At 51.9% G+C, this 23060-nt stretch carries 18 protein-coding genes; 10 read left to right on the top strand and 8 right to left on the bottom strand.

The window, feature by feature from the left end:
* Positions 1 to 131: 131 nt before the first annotated feature.
* From ACFSUF_RS01890 to ACFSUF_RS01870, 5 genes are read right to left on the bottom strand one after another with little or no spacing between them, the layout of a single operon-like run.
* The gene (locus tag ACFSUF_RS01890; RefSeq protein ID WP_377599550.1) at positions 132 to 989 is read right to left on the bottom strand and encodes a VOC family protein; all 858 of its coding nucleotides are present in this window, start codon (positions 987 to 989) and stop codon (positions 132 to 134) included.
* The gene (locus ACFSUF_RS01885; RefSeq protein ID WP_377599548.1) at positions 989 to 1393 is read right to left on the bottom strand and encodes a RidA family protein; all 405 of its coding nucleotides are present in this window, start codon (positions 1391 to 1393) and stop codon (positions 989 to 991) included. The genes ACFSUF_RS01890 and ACFSUF_RS01885 overlap by 1 nt, the downstream gene beginning before the upstream one ends.
* Positions 1394 to 1417: 24 nt before the next feature.
* Positions 1418 to 2254: a MetQ/NlpA family ABC transporter substrate-binding protein gene (locus ACFSUF_RS01880; protein WP_377599546.1), complete on the bottom strand. Its 837-nt coding sequence runs from the start codon at positions 2252 to 2254 to the stop codon at positions 1418 to 1420.
* A gap of 22 nt (positions 2255 to 2276) precedes the next feature.
* The gene (locus ACFSUF_RS01875) at positions 2277 to 2939 is read right to left on the bottom strand and encodes a methionine ABC transporter permease (protein ID WP_377599544.1); all 663 of its coding nucleotides are present in this window, start codon (positions 2937 to 2939) and stop codon (positions 2277 to 2279) included.
* Positions 2932 to 3699, bottom strand: a complete 768-nt coding sequence (locus ACFSUF_RS01870) for a methionine ABC transporter ATP-binding protein (RefSeq protein WP_377599542.1) — start codon at positions 3697 to 3699, stop codon at positions 2932 to 2934. Before ACFSUF_RS01870 ends, ACFSUF_RS01875 begins: the two co-directional genes overlap by 8 nt.
* A 322-nt stretch (positions 3700 to 4021) precedes the next feature.
* Between ACFSUF_RS01870 and ACFSUF_RS01865 the strand changes: the two genes are divergently transcribed.
* The 6 genes from ACFSUF_RS01865 to ACFSUF_RS01840 all read left to right on the top strand — a co-directional run bounded on the left by ACFSUF_RS01865 (position 4022) and on the right by ACFSUF_RS01840 (position 17548).
* On the top strand, positions 4022 to 6337 hold the full coding sequence (locus tag ACFSUF_RS01865; protein ID WP_377599540.1) for a glycoside hydrolase family 95 protein: 2316 nt from the start codon (positions 4022 to 4024) through the stop codon (positions 6335 to 6337).
* Positions 6338 to 6431: 94 nt separating this feature from the next.
* On the top strand, positions 6432 to 8717 hold the full coding sequence (locus tag ACFSUF_RS01860; RefSeq protein ID WP_377599538.1) for an AraC family transcriptional regulator: 2286 nt from the start codon (positions 6432 to 6434) through the stop codon (positions 8715 to 8717).
* A 405-nt stretch (positions 8718 to 9122) separates the two neighbouring features.
* A complete protein-coding gene (locus tag ACFSUF_RS01855; protein ID WP_377599536.1) occupies positions 9123 to 13538 on the top strand; it encodes a X2-like carbohydrate binding domain-containing protein in 4416 nt (1471 codons plus the stop codon).
* Between the two features lie 487 nt (positions 13539 to 14025).
* Positions 14026 to 14835, top strand: a complete 810-nt coding sequence (locus ACFSUF_RS01850; protein ID WP_377599534.1) for an ABC transporter permease — start codon at positions 14026 to 14028, stop codon at positions 14833 to 14835.
* Positions 14836 to 14849: 14 nt separating this feature from the next.
* Positions 14850 to 15770, top strand: a complete 921-nt coding sequence (locus tag ACFSUF_RS01845) for a carbohydrate ABC transporter permease (RefSeq protein WP_377599532.1) — start codon at positions 14850 to 14852, stop codon at positions 15768 to 15770.
* 113 nt (positions 15771 to 15883) lie between these two features.
* Positions 15884 to 17548 carry an extracellular solute-binding protein gene (locus ACFSUF_RS01840; RefSeq protein ID WP_377599530.1) on the top strand — a complete coding sequence of 555 codons (1665 nt, stop codon included), beginning with the start codon at positions 15884 to 15886 and terminating at the stop codon, positions 17546 to 17548.
* 91 nt (positions 17549 to 17639) lie between these two features.
* Here the strand turns inward: ACFSUF_RS01840 and ACFSUF_RS01835 are convergent, their stop codons facing one another.
* Positions 17640 to 17909: a hypothetical protein gene (locus ACFSUF_RS01835; RefSeq protein WP_377599528.1), complete on the bottom strand. Its 270-nt coding sequence runs from the start codon at positions 17907 to 17909 to the stop codon at positions 17640 to 17642.
* A 183-nt stretch (positions 17910 to 18092) separates the two neighbouring features.
* Between ACFSUF_RS01835 and ACFSUF_RS01830 the strand changes: the two genes are divergently transcribed.
* Positions 18093 to 18332 (top strand): hypothetical protein, encoded by a 240-nt coding sequence (locus ACFSUF_RS01830; RefSeq protein ID WP_377599526.1) that lies wholly within the window; start codon positions 18093 to 18095, stop codon positions 18330 to 18332.
* A 169-nt stretch (positions 18333 to 18501) separates the two neighbouring features.
* Here the strand turns inward: ACFSUF_RS01830 and ACFSUF_RS01825 are convergent, their stop codons facing one another.
* Together ACFSUF_RS01825 and cdaS are read right to left on the bottom strand one after the other, a co-directional pair.
* Positions 18502 to 19188, bottom strand: coding sequence for a protein-glutamine gamma-glutamyltransferase (locus ACFSUF_RS01825; RefSeq protein WP_377599525.1), 687 nt, complete (start codon positions 19186 to 19188; stop codon positions 18502 to 18504).
* Positions 19189 to 19334: 146 nt separating this feature from the next.
* Complete coding sequence (cdaS, locus tag ACFSUF_RS01820) at positions 19335 to 19949, bottom strand: sporulation-specific diadenylate cyclase CdaS (protein ID WP_377599523.1); 615 nt, start codon at positions 19947 to 19949, stop codon at positions 19335 to 19337.
* 83 nt (positions 19950 to 20032) lie between these two features.
* Between cdaS and rpiA the strand changes: the two genes are divergently transcribed.
* From rpiA to ACFSUF_RS01805, 3 genes are all read left to right on the top strand, one after another.
* Positions 20033 to 20713, top strand: a complete 681-nt coding sequence (gene rpiA, locus ACFSUF_RS01815; RefSeq protein ID WP_377599520.1) for a ribose-5-phosphate isomerase RpiA — start codon at positions 20033 to 20035, stop codon at positions 20711 to 20713.
* Positions 20714 to 20887: 174 nt separating this feature from the next.
* Entirely contained in the window at positions 20888 to 21442 is a 555-nt protein-coding gene (locus tag ACFSUF_RS01810; RefSeq protein ID WP_377599519.1) for an RNA polymerase sigma factor, read from the top strand.
* The gene (locus ACFSUF_RS01805) at positions 21399 to 23051 is read left to right on the top strand and encodes a DUF4179 domain-containing protein (RefSeq protein ID WP_377599517.1); all 1653 of its coding nucleotides are present in this window, start codon (positions 21399 to 21401) and stop codon (positions 23049 to 23051) included. Before ACFSUF_RS01810 ends, ACFSUF_RS01805 begins: the two co-directional genes overlap by 44 nt.
* The last annotated feature ends 9 nt before the right edge of the window (positions 23052 to 23060 follow it).

The raw sequence follows: 23060 nt of genomic DNA, 5'->3' as shown, positions 1-23060 counted from the left end.
ATTGCGTGATTATTATAAAACAGAAAGAAGGAAATTTCCACCACAAATTTAATTTAAAAAGAAATATATTTTCTATTTAGCATAAAAAAAGGGCAGATTCCCTGACAGGATCTGCTCTTATGGCCAAGCGTCTATTCTATGGATTCCCGAAACCCAACCAAGCTGCCGGCAGCCGTCTCCGGCTGTACCCATACAACTCCGTCAGCTGAAGTTTGATAGGGGATACCGCTCTTTTGCAGCATGTGATGGACCTGTGGCATGCTCTTTACGGCGACGATGAACCCTAAAAATCCGTTCCGGATGTCCGTCTCGAGCCCGGAGAATCGTTCCCGCGAGCGGGCCTCATCCAGCAGCGTAAGCCGGCCGCACCAGGTCACATGGTTCTGAAGAGGGTTTACGTTACAATGGGCGAAGGATAAGCTGCCGTAGCGTTCTGCCGCCTGATCTGTATCGTCTACAAGCAGAATAACCTCGTCCAGCCTGAAAGCTCCGTTCGGATGCTGAAACCGTTCTTTTTGATAGATCAGCTCCGGCGTAAGATGCTCTACAACACAGACGAGCCCTTCGGGGAAGGAAGGTTCCGCAAAACCGAACCATTCAAAAGAGGCGGTGCCTGTTACCTCCCCATGAACGGCGGGACGCGTGGAAACCAGCGTGCCCGCAGGCTGCAGCGACAACCGCTGAAACGCCTCGCGGCTTGCCTGCGCGTTGCCGGAAGCCATGGCAAGAATATGGAGTCCTTCACGGCGGCTCACATAGCGGGCCAAGTGATCGTCTCCTTGAGAGGCGATCAGCTCAATATAACCGGCATCAAATACGAAGTGACTGTTCCGGGAAGGCTGCCTTCCGCTGTCATCCCCAAGTGCTAGAGAGGTCACGCCGGGAGAATAAAATCCCAGCCTGCCCAAAGCCTCTCTCATCTCAACTACATTGCGGCCCACGATTCCGACATGATCGATAGGAACGTTCAGCGTCAGCCGGCCCCTCATCAGATTACGGCAATGGCTTCCATCTCTAGAAGCAGTTCAGGGTAATACAGGCCGGTGATCGGGATCGTTCCGCTTGCCGGAACGGCTCCTTTAAACATTTCATTGCGAATCTCAGCCACAATCGGCATATGAGTAATATCGGTCAAGTACCATGTCGTTTTTACGACATCGGCTAAGGTCGCCCCGGCTGCGGCCAGGATGAGCTCCAGGTTCTCAATGGTTTTACGGGTTTGTGCCCGAATATCTCCCGCGCCAACCACATTCCAGTCCACATCAAGAGCTGTAATCGTTCCTGTGTAAATCGTCGAAGTGACATTGCTCACTTTAATCGCTTGGGCATACGGTCCGCGAGGGGGGAGTACTTCCGGGGTGAAGACAATTTCTTTAAGTGCTTTATGTGTCATGATTAAGTTCCTCCTGAAGTATGATTATTTCCAGTAATCCGGTTTGGAAAAGCCTTTGGACGCTTCGTCAGTTTCAATGAAAGTTTTAAATTCATCGGATTGGTAAGCCTCCACAAGATCTTTGGCAAAAGGCTTATCTTTGTCCTCGCCGCGTACCGCCAAAATGATTTGATAGATCGCCGGCGGTTCTTCCAGCAGCAAAGCTTCGGAAAGCTTCATACCGGCTGCAATGACATGATTCCCGGTAATGACCGAAAAGTCAACGTCGGCCAGCGAACGAGGCAGCTGCGGTGCTTCCAGCGGAACGAATTTGAGGTTTTTAGGATTTTCCGTTACATCTTTTTCCGTTGCAAGCAGCGGGTCGATATCCGGTTTGATTTTGATCAGGCCGGCTTTCTCAAGCAGTACCAGGGATCTGGCCAGGTTGGAAGCGTCGTTAGGCAGCGAAATTTCCGCATTGTCTTTCAGCTCGTCCAAACTCTTGGCATTATTGGAATAGATGCCAAGCGGTGCGGTAGGAACTTTAATGAGTTCTGTGATATCGGATTTATCTTTCTCGTTAACAGATTTGAGATATCCTTCATGCTGGAATACATTCGCGTCAATAGACTTGTCCGTCAGAGAGGAGTTAGGCTGAATCGCATTGCTGAATTCAATGACTTCGACTTTGTACCCTTTCTTCTCCAGAACAGGTTGAACGGAACGTTTGAACTGATCGCTGTAAGGTCCTGCCATAAAGCCGAGCTTGATGCTTTTCTTGTCGCCTTCCTGTTCTTTGCTGCTGCAGGCCGATAAGCCGAATGCCAGCGCGATGGCCAGCGTGGCAAGTGTTGCTGTTTTTCCTAACTTCGATAATTTCATGTGGTTTCTCTCCCTAAAATGATTATTTTCTTTTATCTAACCGGCCTGCTGCCCATGTGCCCACAGACTGTACCAGCTGAACCAAAAACAATAAAATAACGATACACGTGACCATAATGTCGGTTTGAAACCGGTAGTATCCGTAGCGGATCGCCAGATCGCCGACCCCGCCTCCGCCAACCGCTCCCGCCATGGCCGAGTAAGAGATGAAGCTGACGATGGTAACGGTCAATCCCGACATCAGGCTTGGCCTTGCTTCGGAAAGCAGCACTCTTCGAATGATGAACCAAGTGTTCGCACCGGTGGAGACCGCAGCCTCGATAATTCCCCTAGGCACCTCTCTCAGGCTTTGCTCCACCAGCCTGCCGAAAAAAGGAATAGCGGCTACTGATAAGGAAACGGACGCTGCTACGGGCCCGATCGTCGTACCCGTAATGAGACGCGTAAGAGGGATCAAGGACAACAGCAGAATAATAAACGGAAAGGAACGGACCAAATTGACCAAATAGTTGGCCGTCCGGTTTAACCAGCGGCTTTGGTGAAGGCTGTTCTGTGAAGTCAGGTAAAGGAAAATACCGAGCGGACCGCCGAACACAACCGCAGCCGTGATCGAGATGACAACCATCATAATGGTCTGTTGAATGGACTTTACAATCTCCGGAAGCATATTGATGATGTTATCCATACGTCACCGTCTCTTTCGTCCAGCCGCCCGCCGTCTCAAACAGAAATTTGCCCAAGTCCGTACTCGGAGTCACGTCGCCGCGGGTCAGATCCAGGTGTTCGATAATCTGCCCGTTTTCCATTACGGCTGCCTTGTTGCATATATATTTGACGACATTGATCTCATGCGTAACGATGACGATGGTTACGCCCAGCTCGCGGTTGATGCGTTCCAGAAACTTGAGCAGGGAAAGAGTCGTATGCGGGTCCAGCGAGGAAGTCGGCTCATCGCAGAGCAGCACCTTCGGATTATTCGCCAGTGCCCGGGCAATGGCTACCCTCTGCTTCTGTCCGCCGCTGAGCCTTGCAGGATATTCAAGCGCTTTGTCGCCAAGCCCGACAATGTCCAAGCAGTCCGCCGCGCGTTTGGTCCGTTCCGAGGCAGGCACACCTGCCACTTCCAGCGCGAATTCCACATTAGCAAGGCAAGTCTCGTTGCTCAACAGGTTAAAATGCTGAAATATCATGCCGATCGAATGTCTGGCTTGCCGTAATTCCTTGGCACCTAAGGAAGTCAATTCCTGTCCGTCCACCGTTACCGTGCCTGAGGTCGGCTGTTCCAAAAGATTAATCAGCCGCAGCAGAGTCGATTTGCCTGCGCCGCTGAATCCGATCAGTCCATAAATGTCGCCTTTCTCCACTGTTAGGGAGGTTGGGGATACGGCTTGAAGGGTGTGTTTGCCAGTTGTAAAGCTTTTACTGACATTGCGCAATTCAATCATGTAGAAGAAACCCTCCTTTTCATAGTAGTTTACTAGGATTTAACCCAATGTAACATGAAAGAGGGGAAAGATCAATATTGTGAGTGTCAATTTATGTCGAAGTGAGAGGGGAGCAGCATAGGATAAATTTCAGTTTTACTGCGGCGGCGGCTCTCTGAAATTCTGATGAAAAATAGGAAGCCCCCTGCGACGGATTACAGGTGGTTTTTTTCTCCGTGTTGCGTCAGGCCCCATCTTTACTCCCTAAAATAGGCATGCTATGATCTACATCATAATTGATATATCTGGTAATTAACAAACTTTCTTGGTGGAGGTACGTAGGATGAATGGATTCTCGCTTTGGTTTGAAAGGGCTTCCATGGAATGGGCGCAGGGCTTGCCTGTAGGAAACGGCAGACTGGGCGCTGTTATTCACGGAGGGCAGGGAGAAGAAGTTTGGAGCTTGTCGGAATCGACCTACTGGTCCGGCCGTCCCGAGCCGCTTGCTCCGCCGGCTAACGACAAGGCCGGTTTGGAGCGGATGCGCAAGTTGTTTTTTGAAGGCGATTACATAGCGGGCGAGGCGCTGGCACAGCAAATGCTTCAGCCGGCAAAGCGAAACTTCGGCACGAACCTGCCGTTAGGAAAGGTTAGGCTGCAGCTGGCAAATGAGTCCGGCAATCGCCGGAGGGAACTTAAGTTGGGGGAAGCGCTGGTAATTTCGGACTACGTGACGGAGTCCGGTCCCGTTCAAAGCGAGGTACTGGCTTCACACGCCGACGGCGTGCTTGCCGCTCGAATCCGGAGCGGGCGGGGCGGAGGGGTGAACTTCTCCGTCGCCATCGAAGGGGATCATCTGGCGGTGATAGAGTTGTCGGCAGCGGTGGGCTCGGGTGAGCTTCGCTTCTCGGCGCAGGCGCTCGAGACAATGCACAGCGACGGTACTTGCGGCGTTCGCTGTGAAGGAATACTGCGCTTGGAAGCTTCAGGCGGTGCCGTTTTGTACGAATCGGGAGCCCTGCATGTGCGTGATGCGGATGAGGCGATTCTATACTTAGCCGTGTCTACTGATTACCGTGCGAAAGACGATGACTGGGCGCTGGAATGCGGAAGGCTGATTGCTCAGGTGAGTTCCAAAGGCTTCGATAACGTGAAAGCCGACCATCTCTCCGATTACCGAGGACTATACGACCGCGTGCAGCTGGAGCTGGGGGACACGCCCCGATCTGCGCTGCCGACCGATGAACGCATTCGGCTACTTGCGGCCGATCCGGAGGGAGATCCGCAGCTGTTCGCGTTATTTTATCAATATGGACGCTATTTGATGATTGCGGGATCCAGGGAGGATTCGCCGCTTCCCCTGAACTTACAGGGCATTTGGAACGACGGCGAGGCCAACCGGATGCAGTGGAGCTGCGACTATCATCTAGACGTCAATACACAGATGAATTATTACCCGGCTGAGGCCGCCAATTTGGCGGAGTGCCACCTTCCGCTCATGCGATTTGTACAGGACCTTGCTCAGTCAGGGGAGAATTCGGCGAGGCATTTTTACGACAGCGAGGGCTGGGTAGCGCACGTCTTCACGAACGCTTGGGGCTTTGCCTCCCCCGGATGGGAAACTTCATGGGGGTTGAATGTGACCGGCGGGCTATGGATCGCGGCCCATCTGAGGGAGCATTATCTGTTCGGACCGGACCGGGAGTTTTTGGCGAATACTGCCTACCCGGTATTACGGGATGCGGCCCGCTTTTTCCTGGATTATATGACCATCCATCCCGCTTACGGCTGGCTCGTGACAGGGCCGTCCAATTCGCCGGAGAACAGCTTCTATCCCGGCGGCGGAGAGCGTTCGCACCAGCTGTCCATGGGGGCTACGATGGATCAGATGCTCGTCCGGGAGCTGTTCGAGTTTGTCCTCGACGCGGCCCGGCTGCTTGATGCGGATGAAGAGCTTCAGAGGAAGCTGGAAAAAGCCGCCACCAAGCTGCCGCCGCTTCAAATCGGAGCCTGGGGCCAGCTCCAGGAATGGCTGGAGGATTTCGGCGAAGTCCAGCCGGATCACCGCCATCTCTCTCATCTGTACGGATTGTATCCGGGGGATCAGATTTCTCCGCTCACCACGCCGGAGCTTGCGGCAGCGGCGAAGCAAACGCTCGAGGGCCGAAGCAGCCGAAACTCTCTCGAGGATGTTGAATTTACCTTGGCGTTGTTTGCATCCTGCTTCGCAAGGCTCCGCGACGGGGATGCGGCTTACCGGCAGATCGCCTATTTAATTGGAGCGCTCTGCTTCGATAACCTGTTCACCTATTCCAAAGCGGGTATTGCGGGCGCCGAGACGAACATTTTTGTCATCGACGGAAATTTTGGCGGCACGGCCGCAGTTACCGAAATGCTGCTGCAGAGCCAGCTGGGCGAGATCGATCTGCTGCCCGCGCTCCCGGCCGCATGGCCGAACGGCAGTGTTCGCGGACTGAAGGCGCGCGGCGGCACTGAAGTGGCCGTCCTCTGGGAGAACGGCCGGTTAAAACGGGCGGAGTTCATTCCAGCCGCGGCAGGCAAGCTTCGCATACGTTCCGGTGAACATACGGCTGAGCTGGAGGTCCAAGCGGGAGTGCCGGTTTCCATTGGTTCTTTGCTCGAACCCTTGCATGTGTAGTGTTAAGCGGCAGAGGCGCCATTGCCGATGCCGCTTGGATGCAATATAAGGATCACGAATTTGCTAGTGTTATCATAAAAAGGGAGGTCTGTTTGTGCTGAAACCTTCCCCTCTTTTCCGCCGGTTTTTGGTTTCCTACCTCGTTATTCTTCTCATTCCCAGTCTCGCCGGCTATATGTCATACCGGACTTCGATTTCCGTTGCGACGTCGGTATCCATCGAGAACGGCATTTCGCAGCTTAGAAGCAGCCAACAGCTGCTGGAGCGGCGCATGGCTGAGGTGGAGGGGTTTACGCGACAGCTCGCCATTAACGAAAATTTGAACCAATTGATGAATGAGTATGCGACGGGCGGCAAAACCAATGTGTTCGGCATATGGAAAAGCATGCAGGAAGTCACGACGTTTGGGCAGACGAATGATTTTTTGCGCCATTATTTTATTTACTTGCGAAACTACAATGTCGTACTGACGCCCGGATCCGCCTATGTAAGACCGGAGCATTACTACGAGAACTATCATTATCGGAATATGGCCTTCACGGAGTGGAAACGGGAAATTATCGGAAAAACCCACCAAAGGGAGATGCTGCCTTTGCATCCCTTTGTGTCCGCGGGCGCCGGGAGCACGGTCATGACCTATATGCAGTCTCTGCCGCTCGACAGTTTCAGTGAATCCTCGCCCGCCGTCGTTGTGGTGCTTATTGACCAAAAAACAGTTTCCAGCCTGTTCTCCGGCATAACCCGGAGTTACGGAGGGTGGGTACGAGTCGGAGACAGCCAGGGCCGTACGCTCAGTCTGCAGGGCAGCGGCGCGCCGGACATTCCTTCGTTGAACCGCGATCCCCGGTTCAACCCCGCCAAGGTTACCCAACACTACAAAGACGATCTCGTCATTACTATTCAATCGGAGAAGAATGGCTGGGTATACCAGGCGGGGATCCCCGAAAGCGCACTTCTGGAGAAGGCGAACCGGATTAAAGCGATTACGTGGATGTTTACCGGCGCCGCCTTGCCTATCGGCCTTATAGCCGGCTTGGTGCTGGCCTACCGGGACAGTGCTCCGATTGCCAGACTGCTTGGCGTATTTGGGCAGGAGGGGAGGCAAGGACGCAATGCTTACGATTTTCTGCAGGGCAATATCGCGGAGATGATCACGAGCAACCGGAAGCTGGAGGCGGAGCTGCGGCGTCAGCAGCCTTTGGTCAGAGACGCTTTTTACAAGCGGCTCATCGCCGGAGAGCTTCAAACGAGGGAAGAGATCTCAGCTGCGGCCATTCAGGCTGACGCGAGCTTAACCGGGAACGCCGGGTATGTAGCATTAGTAAAGATCAACGGATATTCCGGGATGGATAATGTAGAGGTGCTCAACGAGCTGAACGCGGCCCGGCTTGTGTTGAAGCAGGCGGTGCTGGAGAGGGAAGGTCCTGTGCAGATGACGGATCTGGGCGCTGACAAAATCGTACTTCTATACCTCACGGAAGAGGGCAGGGAGAATGAGCTTACCGAGGAACGGGTCCATCAAGGACTTCATAGGCTGGCGGACGAGATATTCCAGGAGTACAAGATTTCCGTGCTTGCCGCCGTCGGCGGGCGCTTTGAGGCATTGACGGAGATCAGCCATGTATATGAACTCGCGAAGCAGACGCTGGACCATGCCGTGCAAACGGGCAGCAAGACGGTCGTATGGTACGGCGAATCGGCATTGGACAGCGCAACCTATTATTACCCGCTCGATGTCGAGCTGCGTTTGATCGGGACACTCAGGGCCGGCGAACTGGAGGAGGCGAGGCGTTTCATCCAGACCATCCTGCAGCAAAACATGGAGGCGCGGGAGCTGTCGGCCGAGATGAGAGGCCAGCTCGGACTAGAGATCAAGGGCACATTCCTGAAGCTGCTTGAGCAAAAAACGTTCGCGGAAGCCGATGCGTTTGAACAGGTGAAGTCGCGGATCATCGGACTTCAGCCTCCCGAGTCCATGGAGACATTCCGGATGGAGATCGACGGAATTATGGCGATGCTGTGCGGGATGGTTGCTTCGAAGAAGAATGAGCTTCACGTGCGGACAGTTGAGAAGATGAAACAGTTTATTATGGAGCATTATACGGATACGGAACTGACTCTGTACCGTGTGGCCGAGCATGTGGAGCGCCCGGAGAAATACGTCTCTCAGTTATTTAAGGATGTAACGGGCACCAATATGTCCGATTATCTGGAGCAGGTCCGTATGAATCAGGCGGCTTCGCTGCTGAAAGCAAACTCGTATACCATTGACGAGATCTCCTCGATGGTCGGCTATAACAGTTCTCATTCTTTCAGACGGGCGTTCAAGCGCGTTACCGGTGTCTCGCCGAGTACGTACCGGCAGTCCATGGAGGCATAGCGGCTGAGATCAGGACATTTTAACTAAAAAGCGGAAAATCCGGGGTGCGCAGCACTCCGGTTTTTTTTATGACCGCTGATGCTTCCGATGCCAGCTTTTTTTACAAAAGCTCTTAGCCGCCTTTGGATTCGTGTTCTCAACAGCGGCTGGAGGCCTACTGAGAGGGAATAGAGGACGGTCAACGGATGAATTGGGCTACGTACGATTGGAAAGCTGTACGCATAACAACCGAATTGTACCTATTCGGCCATATTCGTATCCACTATGATGAAAAAATGAAATCGCTATCATTTTATGACGGCATGCTTCCATGCGAAGGGAGGGACGTTACAGGCCGGCTTTCACATGTAAAACCACGCATCTTTTTTAATGACCAGACAGGTAAAAGAATGGAGATGACTGAGGGTGAGAAGAAGAAGAAGCTTGTTTTTGATAGTACTGGTTATGCTCGTAGTTACAGCTCAACTCGGCTTGGCCGTGCAGCCCGCACGTATTGCAAAGGCAGCGGACAACGGTTTGGCCCAGCGTCCTTACATGGGCTGGAGCAGCTACAGTATGCAGGTTTACAGCGGCGACTCCAAGTGGATCAACGCGGCGCAAATCATGGCTCAATCCGACGCCATGCATGAGAAGCTGCAGGCTCATGGCTATAACTACATAAATATCGACGCAGGCTGGAACGGCGGCATGGATGAGTACGGCCGTCCGGTGCCGAGTCAAACGCTATATCCGAACGGGCTTCAGGAGGTCATCGATCATGTGCATGCCAACGGGCAGAAAATCGGCTTGTATATGATTCCGGGCCTTTCGAAAGAAGCCTATGAAAAGGATCTCCCCATCTACGGAGCCGAGAATTGCTCGGCACGGGACATCGCAGCACAGCCGCTGCGGACGGGGGATTACTGGAACATCGGGCTGAAAATAGACTTCAGTAATTCCTGTGCGCAGTCTTATATCGATTCCATTGCGGATATGTTGGGCGAATGGGGAATCGATTTCCTGAAGTTTGACAGCGTCACTCCCGGCTCAGGACATAACGACACATCGATCGATGCCCGTGATGACGTCGCTGCCTGGTCGAAGGCACTGAAGCCCCACGGCATCTGGTTCGAACTGTCTTGGGCGCTCGACCACAACTATGCTGATTATTGGAAGAAGCATGCCAACGGCTGGCGGATCGATTGGGATGTAGAATGCTATTGCGAAAATGTGGCGCTCACAAACTGGAACAATATTGCCCGCCTGTTCCCGTTAGCGGCCACCTGGTGGAGAGACGCAGGGCCGGGCGGCTGGAACGATTTCGACTCGCTTAACATCGGCAACGGGGCCATGGACGGCTTGACGCCGGTCGAAAGGCAAACGGCCATGACGTTCTGGTCGGTCTCTTCGGCCCAGCTGTTTACCGGCAATGACTTAACAAACCTTGACGAATACGGGCTTTCCCTGCTGACGAACGATGAGGCCATTGCAGTCAACCAGGCTGGGCATCCGGCCCATCCCGTTTCCCTCGAGACGAAACAGCAGGTATGGTATGCCAACAATGGGGACGGAACGTTAAACGTAGCGTTGTTTAATCTGGGCGACTCGGCGGCCTCCGTCACTGCCAGCTGGAAGGAACTCGGGATAACCGGCTCAGTTTCCGTTCGGGACTTGTGGAGTCACAGCGAGCTTGGCGTGTTCGAAGACGGTTTCACGGACGAGGACATTCCAGCTCACGGATCCCGCCTGCTTAAGCTGACTGTGCAGAAGGGCGGAACGGTTTCAGCTAACGACGACGACACCGATATGCGGTATGACGGCGTTTGGCAGCGCAACGGCGGCCTGGAGCTTGCAGCTGCAAGCCAAAAGCTCGCCGTAAAGGTAACTGACAGTTCGGTAGTCAGCAGCGGTCTCGATCCGGCCGAAGCTGTCTTTGATAAGAAAGCGGATGCTCAAACTGATATTACTACCAAGGTGATCGCGAACGGGAATACCCTTACCGGCATTACTTTCGGCGGGAATCGTCTAAAGGAAGGAACAGATTATACGGTTACGGACAACACCGTTACCATTCGTAAGGAGTTCCTCGCCCTCAGCCCGGTCGGCACGGTCAATCTGATCTTTATGTTCAGCGGGGGCAAGCCGCAGACGTTCTCGATTCTGGTGAAAGATACGACAATCCAGAACAGTTCCGTCAACCCAGGGGCCATCAGTTTCGACAAGGGGGACGGTGACCGGCAGCCCGTCACAGCGAAGCTCTCGTTAAGAGGCAACACCTTGACCGGCATTACGAATGGCGGGGTGCCGTTGACGCCGGATACCGATTACACAGTGGCCGGCGATACAGTGACCTTCAAGGAGGACTATTTGTTTGCGCTTCCTGAGGGATCCTCGCCGCTAACATTTACATTCAGCGGCGGCACGGCCAAAACAATCGCGCTTACGATCCGGGACACCTCCAAGGGAGGATCGTACACGATCAATGACACCGATTCCAATATTGCCTATCATGGACCGTGGAATTACAGCTATAACCGGAATCTTGGAGATTACCGCGATGACGTCCATTTCCTTGAGGCGGACGGTGAGTACTTCGAATACACGTTTCAGGGTACGGGCATTGAGGTGTTTACCGAGCTGGATCCTTCCCAAGGAGCCATTGACTTTTACATGGATGGGGACTACAAAATGACGGTAAACGCCGTGAATACAGGGCGGTTGACCCAACAGGCCGTCTTCAGCACGGCCGGTCTTGAGGCCGGCACCCATACAGTGAAGGCCGTGAAGAAATCGGGGTGGTTCATGCTTCTCGACAAGCTCCGCGTCACGCTGCCGGACCTGATCGCCCCTGCGGAAGCGTCGTACGACAAAGCCGCGGAAGGGCAGACCGGCATCGTTATTACCCTCAATCATAACGGCTTGACAGCAATCCGCAGCCAATCCGCCCCGCTTGCTTCGGGCAGTGATTATTCGGTAGAGGCGAATCAGGTTTCCATTGGCAGCAGCTATTTGGCTGCGCAGCCGGTGGGCACAACAAAGCTGACTTTTGACTTCCAGGACGGCTCCACGCAAACACTTGAAGTGAGGATCGACGACAGTTCCGCAGAGAATAGCACGATTGCTCCGGATACGGCTGATTTTGACCGGAAGACGGATCGGCAATCAGACGTATCGACAAAACTCACATGGAACGGGAATACATTGCTCGGTATCAAGAACGGCGGTGCGGCCTTAACAGCCGGAACCGACTATTCGATTTCGGGAGATCAGCTTGTGATCAGCAAAGCTTATCTGGCCAATCAGCCGGTCGGGACGACGAAGCTGATATTCACTTTTAGCGCTGGAGCTTCGCAGACTCTTACAGTACACATCTCCGACACGACAGCTCCTAGCAGCGAGATCCGTCCCTCCGCCGCAAGCTTTGATAAAGCGGGAAGCGATGCGGGTGTTGTAACGACGATCATACCGAACGGCAATACACTGGCAGGGATAACGAACGGCGGAGAGCCCCTGAACGCAGGTGAGGATTACAGTGTTTCCGGCGACATCGTTACGATCAGCCGCGAATATTTGGACGCCCAGCCCGTCGGGATGACCGGACTGCAGCTTCAGTTTAGCGCAGGGCAGCCCCAAACACTGGCCATTGCCGTATACGATTCGGCGCTCGGCCGTTACGTCTCGCTGAACGACGACGCGTCAGGAATCCAGTATACAGGCTCTTGGCAGACCAGCCGGGGACGAGGACTCGGCGATTATTCGGATGACGTGCATTATACGGAAAAGAACGGCGACTACTTTGAGTTTTCGTTCACAGGTACGGGTATTGACATTGTTACTGAGAAAGAAGGGGCACAGGGCGATATCGAAATCTGGATTGACGGCGTGCAGCGCCAAACGATCAGCACTTACAACCCTAGCCGGCTTGTGAAACAGACTGTGTTTGTTGCCGCCGATTTGCCTTATGGACCTCATACGCTGAAGGCCGTCAAAAAATCGGGGTATTACATGCTGCTTGACCAGCTTCGTTACAAAGTAACGGATCTCATTACACCTTCAGAGTTCATATTTGATAAAAATGATGCAGAAGCCAAGGACGTAACCGTGTCAACAGCCGTCGACGAGAGCGGACTCATCAGCGTCCGCAACGGCGAAGTTTCCCTATCGGCGGGGACGGATTACACCGTGAACGATAATCAGATTCTCATCGCCAAAAGCTACCTGGCTGCGCAGCCTGCCGGCACGAGCTATCTATCGTTCGACTTCGCAGGCGATTTCAGGAATGACGTTCATGCTTCGGCGGGTGACGGCGCTTCCGTGTCATACACCTTTAAGGGCTCCGGCTTCTCTTGGATCGGACCGAAAGGCCCCGGACTCGGAGATATTGATTTCTACGTCGACGGCGTTTACCGGCAAACGGTCAGCGCTTATCATTCCAGCCGTCAAGTCGAGCAGACGCTCTTTACCCTAACGGGGTTGGCGGAAGGGGTCCACACCGTAAAGGCGGTCAAGAAATCGGGAGATTACCTGCTGGCGGACCGGTTGGATTATCAGGTCGGCGCAGCGGGCTTGGAGCTGGCGAATACGGATTTGCCTGATGGCAAGGTCGGCCAGCTCTACGAAGTTCAGTTGGCGGGGAAGGGCGGAACGGGCTCCTACCGGTTTGAAGTGACCGGGAAGGGATTGCCGGAAGGGTTGACGTTAAGCCACAGCGGCAACCTCTCCGGCACTCCAGAGAAGCCGGGGATGTCTAAATTCAGCCTGACCTTAACCGATGAAGCCGGCGCAGTCGTTCATCGGGAGTTTAAAATCAAAATTTCAAACGGAAATAAACCGGCCAAGTAATCTTAAGGGCGTTCTTCCGGCATTCTGCCGGGGGAGCGCCCTCTGGTTTAGGACCGGAAAATCGGGATTGGGATGCCTGCCGGTGAATTGTACCTTGGGCAAGAAGCATGGTTCTGCAGCATACAGCAGTTCAACAATCGACAGGCATACCTTAAGTAGTTACCGGATCTGCTGACATTAAGCGGAATGCTGTACCCTTCCCTCCGGAGGAGAATTGTACGTTCTCCGTCTTAAGTTGTACCTACTCAAGCGGTGTCCGATCAGCTAAGATCGTGGTGTAGAAAGCGCTAACATATGCGCCACACTATCACTAGGGGGGATCCTTCTGCAGCAATTCACAACTTCGCCACATCATACGCATAAGCGCCGGAGGGTAAAGGGGCACGGGCTCGGCAGGCAGGCGTCGAAGAGCTTCCGAAAGCATTGGCAGCTTTACCTGCTCATCTTGCCGCCGCTTCTGTTTTTTCTTATTTTCAAGTATTACCCGATGCTGAACGCGGTACTGGCCTTCAAAGACTACAACGTGATCAAAGGCATTTGGGGCAGCCCATGGGTAGGCCTTAAAAACTTCCGTCTCCTTTTTGAGAATCCAGCCTTTAAGGATCTCGTGAAGAATACGCTTCTGATCAGCTTCTATCTGCTGGCGGCGGGCTTTCCGATCCCGATTCTGCTTGCCTTAATGCTGAACGAGGTGCGAAATGCCCGGTTCAAGCGGTTCGTCCAGCTGGTAACCTTTGCGCCGTATTTCATCTCTACGGTTGTCATGGTCTCTATCATCATGCTGTTTCTGGCGCCCCGGCTTGGCTTTGTCAATACATTTTTAAATCATATGGGGCATGATTCCGTAAATTTCCTCGGTGAAGCAGGTATGTTCCGTTCCATATATGTATGGTCGGACATATGGCAAACGGCCGGCTACTCCGCGGTGATCTATCTGGCGGCGCTTGCGGCGGTCGACCCGACACTATACGAAGCAGCCCGTGTGGATGGAGCATCCCGGCTTCAAAAAATCCGGCATGTCGATCTGCCGGGTATACTGCCAACGATCTCAGTTATTCTGATTTTGAACGTGGGCAATGTGATGGCGATCGGCTTCGAGAAAATTTACCTTCTGCAGAATCCGCTCAACACGTCAACTTCGGAAACCATCGCTACTTATATTTATAAAATCGGGCTGTTAAACGCCAACTACAGCTTTGCAACGGCCGTAGGGCTGTTCAATTCCGTTATTAATCTGGTTTTGCTGGTGGTCGTAAACAGTCTGGCCAAACGATTCTCGAACAGCAGCATCTGGTAACTTGGAGGGGAAATATGGAAGCGAAACTCGAAACGAGAAAATTTGTAACGCAGCAGGCCATTCGGGACTCCGCCGGCGATCGGACGCTGATGATCTTCATTTATCTTGTGCTTGCTGCAGTACTGGTCATCGTCCTGTATCCATTGATTTATATTCTGAGCAGTTCCTTGAGCAGTCCGTCGGCGGTCACCTCCGGCCGGGTTTGGCTGTGGCCCGTGGAGTTTTCCCTCAAAGGATATGCCGCGCTCACAAAGAATCCGCAAATCATGACCGGTTATGGCAATTCATTGTTCTATACGGCTGTAGGCACGATCATCAGTGTTACTTTAACCATCATGCTCGCTTATCCGCTGTCGCGGCGTTCCTTTTTCGGTCGGAACGGGCTTATGATGCTGATTACATTTACCATGCTTTTCAACGGAGGGCTGATTCCGACCTATTTGGTCGTCAAAGCGCTCGGTATGATCGATACCCGCTGGGCGATTGTTATCCCGAACGCCATTTGGGTGTGGCAGGTCATCATCGCCCGGTCCTTTTTCCAGAGCAATGTTCCGGAGGAGCTGATGGAAGCAAGCGAGATGGACGGATGCAGCGATTTGCGCTTCCTGTGGAGTGTCGTCGTTCCGCTTTCCAAACCGATCATCGCGGTACTGGTTCTGATGTATGCGGTCGGCCAGTGGAATGCCTATTTCGACGCTCTGATCTATCTAAAGTCGGCGGAACGGTTTCCGCTTCAGCTGGTGCTTCGGAGCATCATTATCCAGAACAACAGCACGGGTCTCATGGATGCCATGAAGCAGGTCGAGCGGCAGCAGCTGGCAGAGCTTCTGAAGTATTCCTTAATTGTTGTCGCCACATTGCCTGTATTGCTGATTTACCCGTTCGTACAGAGATATTTTGTGCAAGGTATGCTCGTCGGCTCCGTTAAGGGTTGATGCTGACTCTGCTCCGGCAGGCACCTTGCCAGGGGGGGATTGCTATGTGATGATTGAGCGGCATGAGCGGTTCCGGATAAGATCATAGTAGATGAAAAAGGGAGAGTGTCACTTTGAAAAAGAAAATAGCAATTCTTCTTACTGGACTTCTTATGTTCTCGAGCGTGCTTGCAGCGTGTTCGAAGAACGGCGGGTCGAACGAGGTTTCTTCGCCTCCGGCTGAGAACAGCGGGAATACGGCCTCCGCCGCCCCTGTAACCGTCAAGATGTTCGCCATTCAAGAGCCGAATATCGATTTGCAAACAAACAAATTCACAAAATTTGTAGAGGAGAAGTTTAACATCAAGATCGATTGGCAGACCATTCCGTCCGACGGCGCCAAGGAGAAGAGGCAAATCTCGCTGGCGAGCGGCGACTACCCGGATGCTTACTTGCTTCCGGCTTACTCCGATCAGTTTACACAGGCGGATGTTCTGAAATATGGGAAACAGGGCGTGTTCGTTCCGCTGAATGACCTGATTGACAAGTATGCTCCCAACATCAAGGCGGCTATGAGCGAAGATGATTCACTCCGTGCGTTCAACACGGCCCCTGACGGCAACGTTTATGGACTGGTGGCGTACAGCGAATGCTTCCACTGCTCTTATCCGAACAAACTGTGGTTGAATACAACCTGGCTGAAAAAGTTGAATCTGGAAATGCCGAAGACACCCGAGGAGTTCAAAAAGGTACTGGAAGCATTCAAGAACAACGACCCTAACGGCAACGGCAAAGCGGACGAAGTGCCGCTCAGCGGGGCCATCGAAGATTACGGTGTTCGTGTCATTCCGTTCCTGATGAACGCATTCGTTTACGACGACGATCGCAACTATTTGAATTTGACGAACGGCAAGGTGGAGTCCGCCGCCGTCAAGCCCGAATGGAAGGAAGGCTTGACCTACATTAAGTCGTTGTATGACGGGGGGCTCATCGATCCGGGCGCCTTTACACAGAACTCCGAAGCTTATAAGAAGATAGGTGAGAATGCGGATGTTCAAATTCTCGGCGCAGGAGCCGGGATGCATCCGGCGATCTTCGTTAACATCGACAAAGGAAACAAATATTCCGCTGATTACAACCCGCTGCCTCCGCTGACCGGACCGCATGGTTCCTTTGTAACGCATGACGGCGGCGGCGTCGCTCCGGGAGCCAAATTCGTCATCACGAACAAAGCGAGTGAAGAGGCGCGTGTTGCCTTGATCAAGCTCGTGGATTATCTGTTTACGCCGGAAGGCCAGACAAACGGGGCTGCGGGCATGAAGGGCATCGACTGGACGGATCCTGAGCCTGGAGATAAAGCGCTGGGCGAGAACGTCAAACCGATGATCAAGCCGATTCCTGCAACGGAAGGGGAGGCGCCGCGCAACGCGGGCTGGAGCGGCCTCGCCCACTTCTACATGCCGAAGGAATACCGCGACAGTTACGTACAAGGCACAGACATTTATGATTCGGCAAACTACGAGCGCCGCCTCTACGATGCAACGATGCTTTATAAGGGACATGAACCGAAGGAGCTTCTGCCGCTGTGGTCGATTTGGATGGATCCGGAAACCATTGACGAGGCCAGCATTCTCCAAACGAACATCAAGAAATATATCGAAGAGAACGCGCTCCAATTCATCACCGGGAACAAGGACCTGAACAAGGATTGGGACAATTATGTAAAAGGGCTCCAATCGTTAAATCTCGACCGCTACCTTGAAATCCTGCAAAAAGCGTATGACTCTTCCGCCAAGTAAGTTCATGGATTAAAATATGAAACAGCAGCAGACAAGGACTTTTTTAAGTCCTTGTCTGCTGCTGTTTTGTTGAACGTTAAGGGGCGGATTACTATTTGTTTTTTATATATTCAACCCATTGCTCATGCAGCTCTAACTCAGAATGACCAAAAATTTCAAGGTAACCATTTGGAATCCTGATCAATTTATTCAACGCGTCCAATCCATATTTATTGACAATGAACTCGACAATCAGATAAGAAAATTGAAATCCTTTCATCGTTTCAAAATCCCAAGTATCATTATTTAACTCTTGAAAAGACGGGACAACAAGATTATGAATGTGATCCAGAGTACTGCTCTTGATGAATTCTTCGCTCATTCCTTTTGATTCATATCCCCCAATACCCTGGCGCAGCCATCTTGGAGCATGCTGATTGATGTCACTGATTAACCACATGGTGCACAAGTGTACGGTGGACTTTAGAATGGATTGATACGTATGCGCTGGTCCGGAATTCAAAGGGGACACAATTTTTAAATAAAGAAAGAGACTCCGAAAGAATTGGTCGGCCGAATCTTCGGCATTCAGCAAACAGTGACCAGCACCCTGATGATCGCAGCCCCTCTGACCGGTGGTATGTTAATCCAATCGTTAGGAGCAGGCTATCTCTTCCTGCTGCTGGGCTTGTTAACGGGAGCGCTCGGTTTGCTTGGGAACGTGTGCCAACGGGTAATCTGGCCGAGGGCCGGAACCCGGTCCCATGATAAGCAACTGCTGCAGGGGCAGCAGTTGGATTTATAGCTTTACGCTTCCTCCAGCGGAGTCAGATAGCTGATATTGCCGCGGTTGGTCCGGCGGAACGTGCCGGGGGTGACTTCGTGGAGGAAGAATTCCGCCGCAGCCTATAATGGGAAACAAGAAAGGCCGTTCTCAAATGTGACTTTGAGGACGGCCTTTTTCTGTGCAGGAGCTATTCCCGGTACTGTAACCCGCCGATCTGAGCGGTCACCGGCAGCCATAATGGCTGGAAGCTGCGGCTGTCAGCCGGAGCAAACTGGGACAGATACGCGTAATCCGGGTACGAAATCTGGTCTAATAGATAGGCTGACTCGCTGGCACCCGGGATCCTGCGCTTGTTCAGCGCCTTGATCATGTCCTCAGCTGAGCGGATGCCCAACCCGTGACCGTAATAGGAGTCGGTGCCCATTTTGATCACATTTTCACCCTGCCACTCCATATGGTCCGGATCCACATCCGGATTTTTGAAGTACAGCACATCGCCGGGGCGGGCAAAAGCACTGTCGGTATTTCTGGTAGTCAGGCCTAGGTCGCTGTCATAGTTCCAGCTGTACAACAGCAGGTTGGGAAACAGTTCGTTAAATTTCTGTTCACCGATCGTATCCAACACCGCTTTATAGAGGAGGATGACAATGGCAACCGCGCACTCGAACGCATATTTTTTGCCGTCGGTAAAAATATCGCGGATTCCGTCCGCAGGGGTAACCCCCTTGCGAAGCAGAAATCCCCCCTGATTGGTCAGATGCCAGTACTTTTCGTTGCATTTGGCCGTCCGGAACGACGCAAACCGGGTCCCGCCCCGGTGCATGTCTTCTGCAGCTTTTAGTATGTTGGACCTTAGCTGGCTCTCAAAATTCATGTCCGCCTCACCTTTCTCCTATGGGTACTTGGTGATATTATATGGGCGGGCAGGTGCAGAGGTGATGGGAAGAGCAGGTGAAATTGTACTTGACTGAGGCTGCTCGGTAACCGGCTGCCTTCATGATATAATACGGTTACTGTCAGCTAGGAAATGGATAAAGGATATAAGGTGCCTCCTACGCAAAAGGAGGGTTTCCCGCTTTCCTCGGATACTACAAGCACAAGGGCATCCGTTCTTTCGGAGAGGCCGATGGCGGCGCGGTGGCGTGTTCCGAGCTTATAAGAATCATACTTCTGTTCTGTCAACGGGAGAATGTTGGCGGCCGAATGGATTGTGTCGTCGCGGATGAGAACGGCCCCATCGTGCAGCGGGCTGGCAGGTACAAAAATGGACTCCAGCAGGGAACTGGTAATGGCGGCGGCGAGCGGGATCCCCGGCGTAATCCAGCTGCTCAGCTCATCGCTGCGTTCCATTACGATGAGGGCGCCTTGGCGTTTAGTGCTTAATTGCTGGATCGAGCGCGAGATTTCATTATATTTTGTGGTAAAAGGCGATAGAAAGCAGTTGAGATAGTACGTCGAAGCCAGCGTTTCGGTTTCGGTAAATTTACGGGACAATCCATCGAATTGGTTAAGCAGGCATTTGTCCGAATCGTTGTCCAAAATAGCAATAATGGTATCAAGCTGCTCTTTTATCGCTTCAAGCTGTTCTTTCAGATAGATCCGCAGAGGGGAAAAGTCACAATTGTCATGTTCCAAGGTCCGTGGCCTCCTGTTCTTTTGTTTACTTTTTCCAGAAAGCGGGCAAGTTATTCTTTATAGAGAAAAGGAGAAGTTGCATTATGAATGGAAAGCAGGCGGCGGGTGAACTCGCTGTAAAATATATACAAGATGGAATGAATGTCGGGCTCGGTACCGGATCCACGGTATACTGGACGATTCTGAAGCTCGGCGAACGGGTACGGGAGGGGCTGCAAGTACGCGCAGTGCCTACCTCGGTGCGGACGGAGGAACTGGCACGGGAGCAGGGAATTCCGCTGATCCAGTTTGCCGATTTGGCACGGCCGCTAGATCTGACTATTGACGGAGCCGATGAGGTGAACCCGCAGCTCAGCTTGATCAAAGGCGGCGGCGGGGCGCTGCTCCGGGAAAAACTTGTCGCGGCCTATTCCGAACGCTTCATTGTAGTAGCGGACGATACGAAGGAAGTAGCTGCCTTGGGGCGTTTCCCGCTTCCTGTGGAAGTCGTGCCGTTTGGCTGGGAAATCACTTCCCGGCGGCTTGCCGCGTTAGGTTGTGAGCCGATTCTCAGGCGGTCGGACAGAGACGGCACAACGTACCATACAGACAACGGCAACTATATTCTGGACTGCCGCTTCGGAACTATTAGCGATCCGGGTAGCTTAGGCCGCGAACTCAACGCGCTGCCGGGTGTCGTGGAGCATGGGCTCTTTGTCGGCATGGCGGAACGCTGCCTGCTAGGCGGGGAGAACGGGAGCGTGCGGGAAATCGTGATAAGATAATGGAATAATCCTAATAACCGGGGCGGGGATGCTCCGGTTTTTTTGTGCAATATCAGAATGAATAACTTGTCGGCGGCAGCCGTTTAACTCTGTAAAGCTTCCTTTTTTTGCTATAAAATGAACCTTATGTGGTTCTCGGTTGTTTATAGTTTGTAAATGGAAGGGAGGGTGAAGATGAGCGAACGGGAGCTGTTTGACCTGTACAAGAAGGAGATTTACAAAACATGTTACTATATGCTGCAAAATCAAGCGGACGCGGAGGATGTGTGCCAGGAAGTATTTATTTCCGCATTCAAGCATGACTGGCGGCGGGTGGAGTTTGTGAAGACATGGCTGCTGCGGATTGCGGTCAATCAATGTATGAATCATTTGAAAAAACAGTCGAGGGCCCGCGAGAAGATTGCTGCTTTGTTTCATTCGGCCCGGCAGGACACACATAGGGCGGCTGAGTCCATTGTGATGGATCAAGTCGGCTGGCAGGAATGCGTGGATCTGTTACATCTGGTACCTGTAAAAATGCGGTCGGCCCTTTTGCTGCGGTATATGCACGATTATAGCCTGAATGAAGTGGCCGAAATTTTGGACATCCCTGTAGGAACGGTGAAATCCCGTCTGAATAAAGGGCTCGCATTGTTAAGGAACAGGCTGGAGCACACAGGAATGTATAAGAACGGGAGGGATTTGCATGGACAAAGCGACTCGGCTGTTATCCCATATTCGCGGACGTGAAGAGGAAGTGGAATATCCGGATTTTGAAACCATGTGGCAACAGGTAGAACGGCAGCTGCCTGATCCGAATACCCGGCTAAAAACAGTATCGGCCCGGAGCGGGAGAAAATGGCGCAAATACACTTTACTTACGGTAGCTGCGACGGTTTTGGTGGCGACTCCCGTGCTTGCTTCCGTAACGAACCAGTGGGATCGGCTGTTGTCGTACAGGTCTGGCCTTCAAAATGCATTAGATCAAGGCCTCGGGCAAACGATCGAGAAAACCGTCACTCAAGGCAACTCGAAATTAACGGTCAATACAGCTCTGATTGACGAGAATCGGACGGTTATTTTGTTTACTTTGGACACGGGGGTGGGAAAGGATAAGTTCCCCGGGTTCTCAAAATCAGTATTAGTAGATGCAGAGGGAAAAGAACATGGAACTGTCAGCACTATCCGTTGGGATGAAACAACACAAAAATGGAACGGTTATTTTGAATCACATTGGGTACCTCAAGAAATGGAGAGCGAAGTAAGCTTCAGACTTGATGATTTGCATTTAGCTAAACAAATGTATAAGAACATAGATTACTCAGTTAAAACATCGGGAGATAAAATTCATAAGATTAGTGTTAACCGGGATGGGATCCAGGACGTCAAGATCCAAGCTTTTGATCAAGGAGATAAAGTGATGGTGGATATGTTCACGTCTTACTCTGCTGAGAAAAATAACAATATTGTATCGTTGAAAATATGGAAAGGTACGACGCCCATTAAGGAAGCGGGAACGAGCAAACTTGGAACACCGAATGAGTCGGGTGAGATTAATGCTCAGCACTATTTTAACAAAAAGGATCTCGAGCAAGACAATCTTCGTTACACACTTTCATATATGGCTGAAGAAGCTCGACCTAAGCTGGATTGGTCCATTCCATTAAGTCTAAACAAGGCAAAGATGTTGTCGGCAACCGTAGAGAAACAGATCGATACAACTTTTGAGTATGCAGGAGTTACAACGCATTTTGATAAAATGATACTTACGCCAACACAAATTAGATTGCAGGGTACTGAAATAAAAACTAAAGGCTACCTGCCGTTTCCGTTTCAACATATTGCTCTAAAAGTTGATGGTATTCAAATTAATGGTTCCATGGAATATACGGATCGGGAGAGTAATGAGGTTACTTATCGATTTGAGATTCCACGACATTTTAAAATGAAATCTGATGCCGTTGTATCTTTTGTTGGAAAGTATGAAGTGTTATTAAAGCGGGACGTGCGCGAGCCCATTCATATGAAGGGGATCAGCGAAACGAAAAAGTCATTGGTTACCAAAGTAGGCGGTTATGATGTGAAATGGACTTATTATAAAAAAGACGGAAACCTCTATGTTCAAAGCGAAAGCGATGACCCAACCTTCGGGGGAGTTAACCAAACGTATATAAAATTAAACGGTGAACGAACTTCCGCAAAGCCAGTTTCCTTGAACTTTACCGGTGATGGCAACAACAAGGCAGTCGATATGTATAAGGATTATCCTTCCGATGAGGCTGAAATCTATATATTCTGGTACTACGCAGAAGATCCGCAGAAAGAAGTTGAAATTGAATTGAAGAGTGCAAGCAAATAGTCCTGAATA

Source organism: Paenibacillus gansuensis, from assembly GCF_042684925.1.
GTDB lineage: Bacteria > Bacillota > Bacilli > Paenibacillales > DY6 > Paenibacillus_N > Paenibacillus_N gansuensis.
Note: the sequence above shows the minus strand (reverse complement) of the source record. Positions and strands in the feature narration are given on the sequence as shown.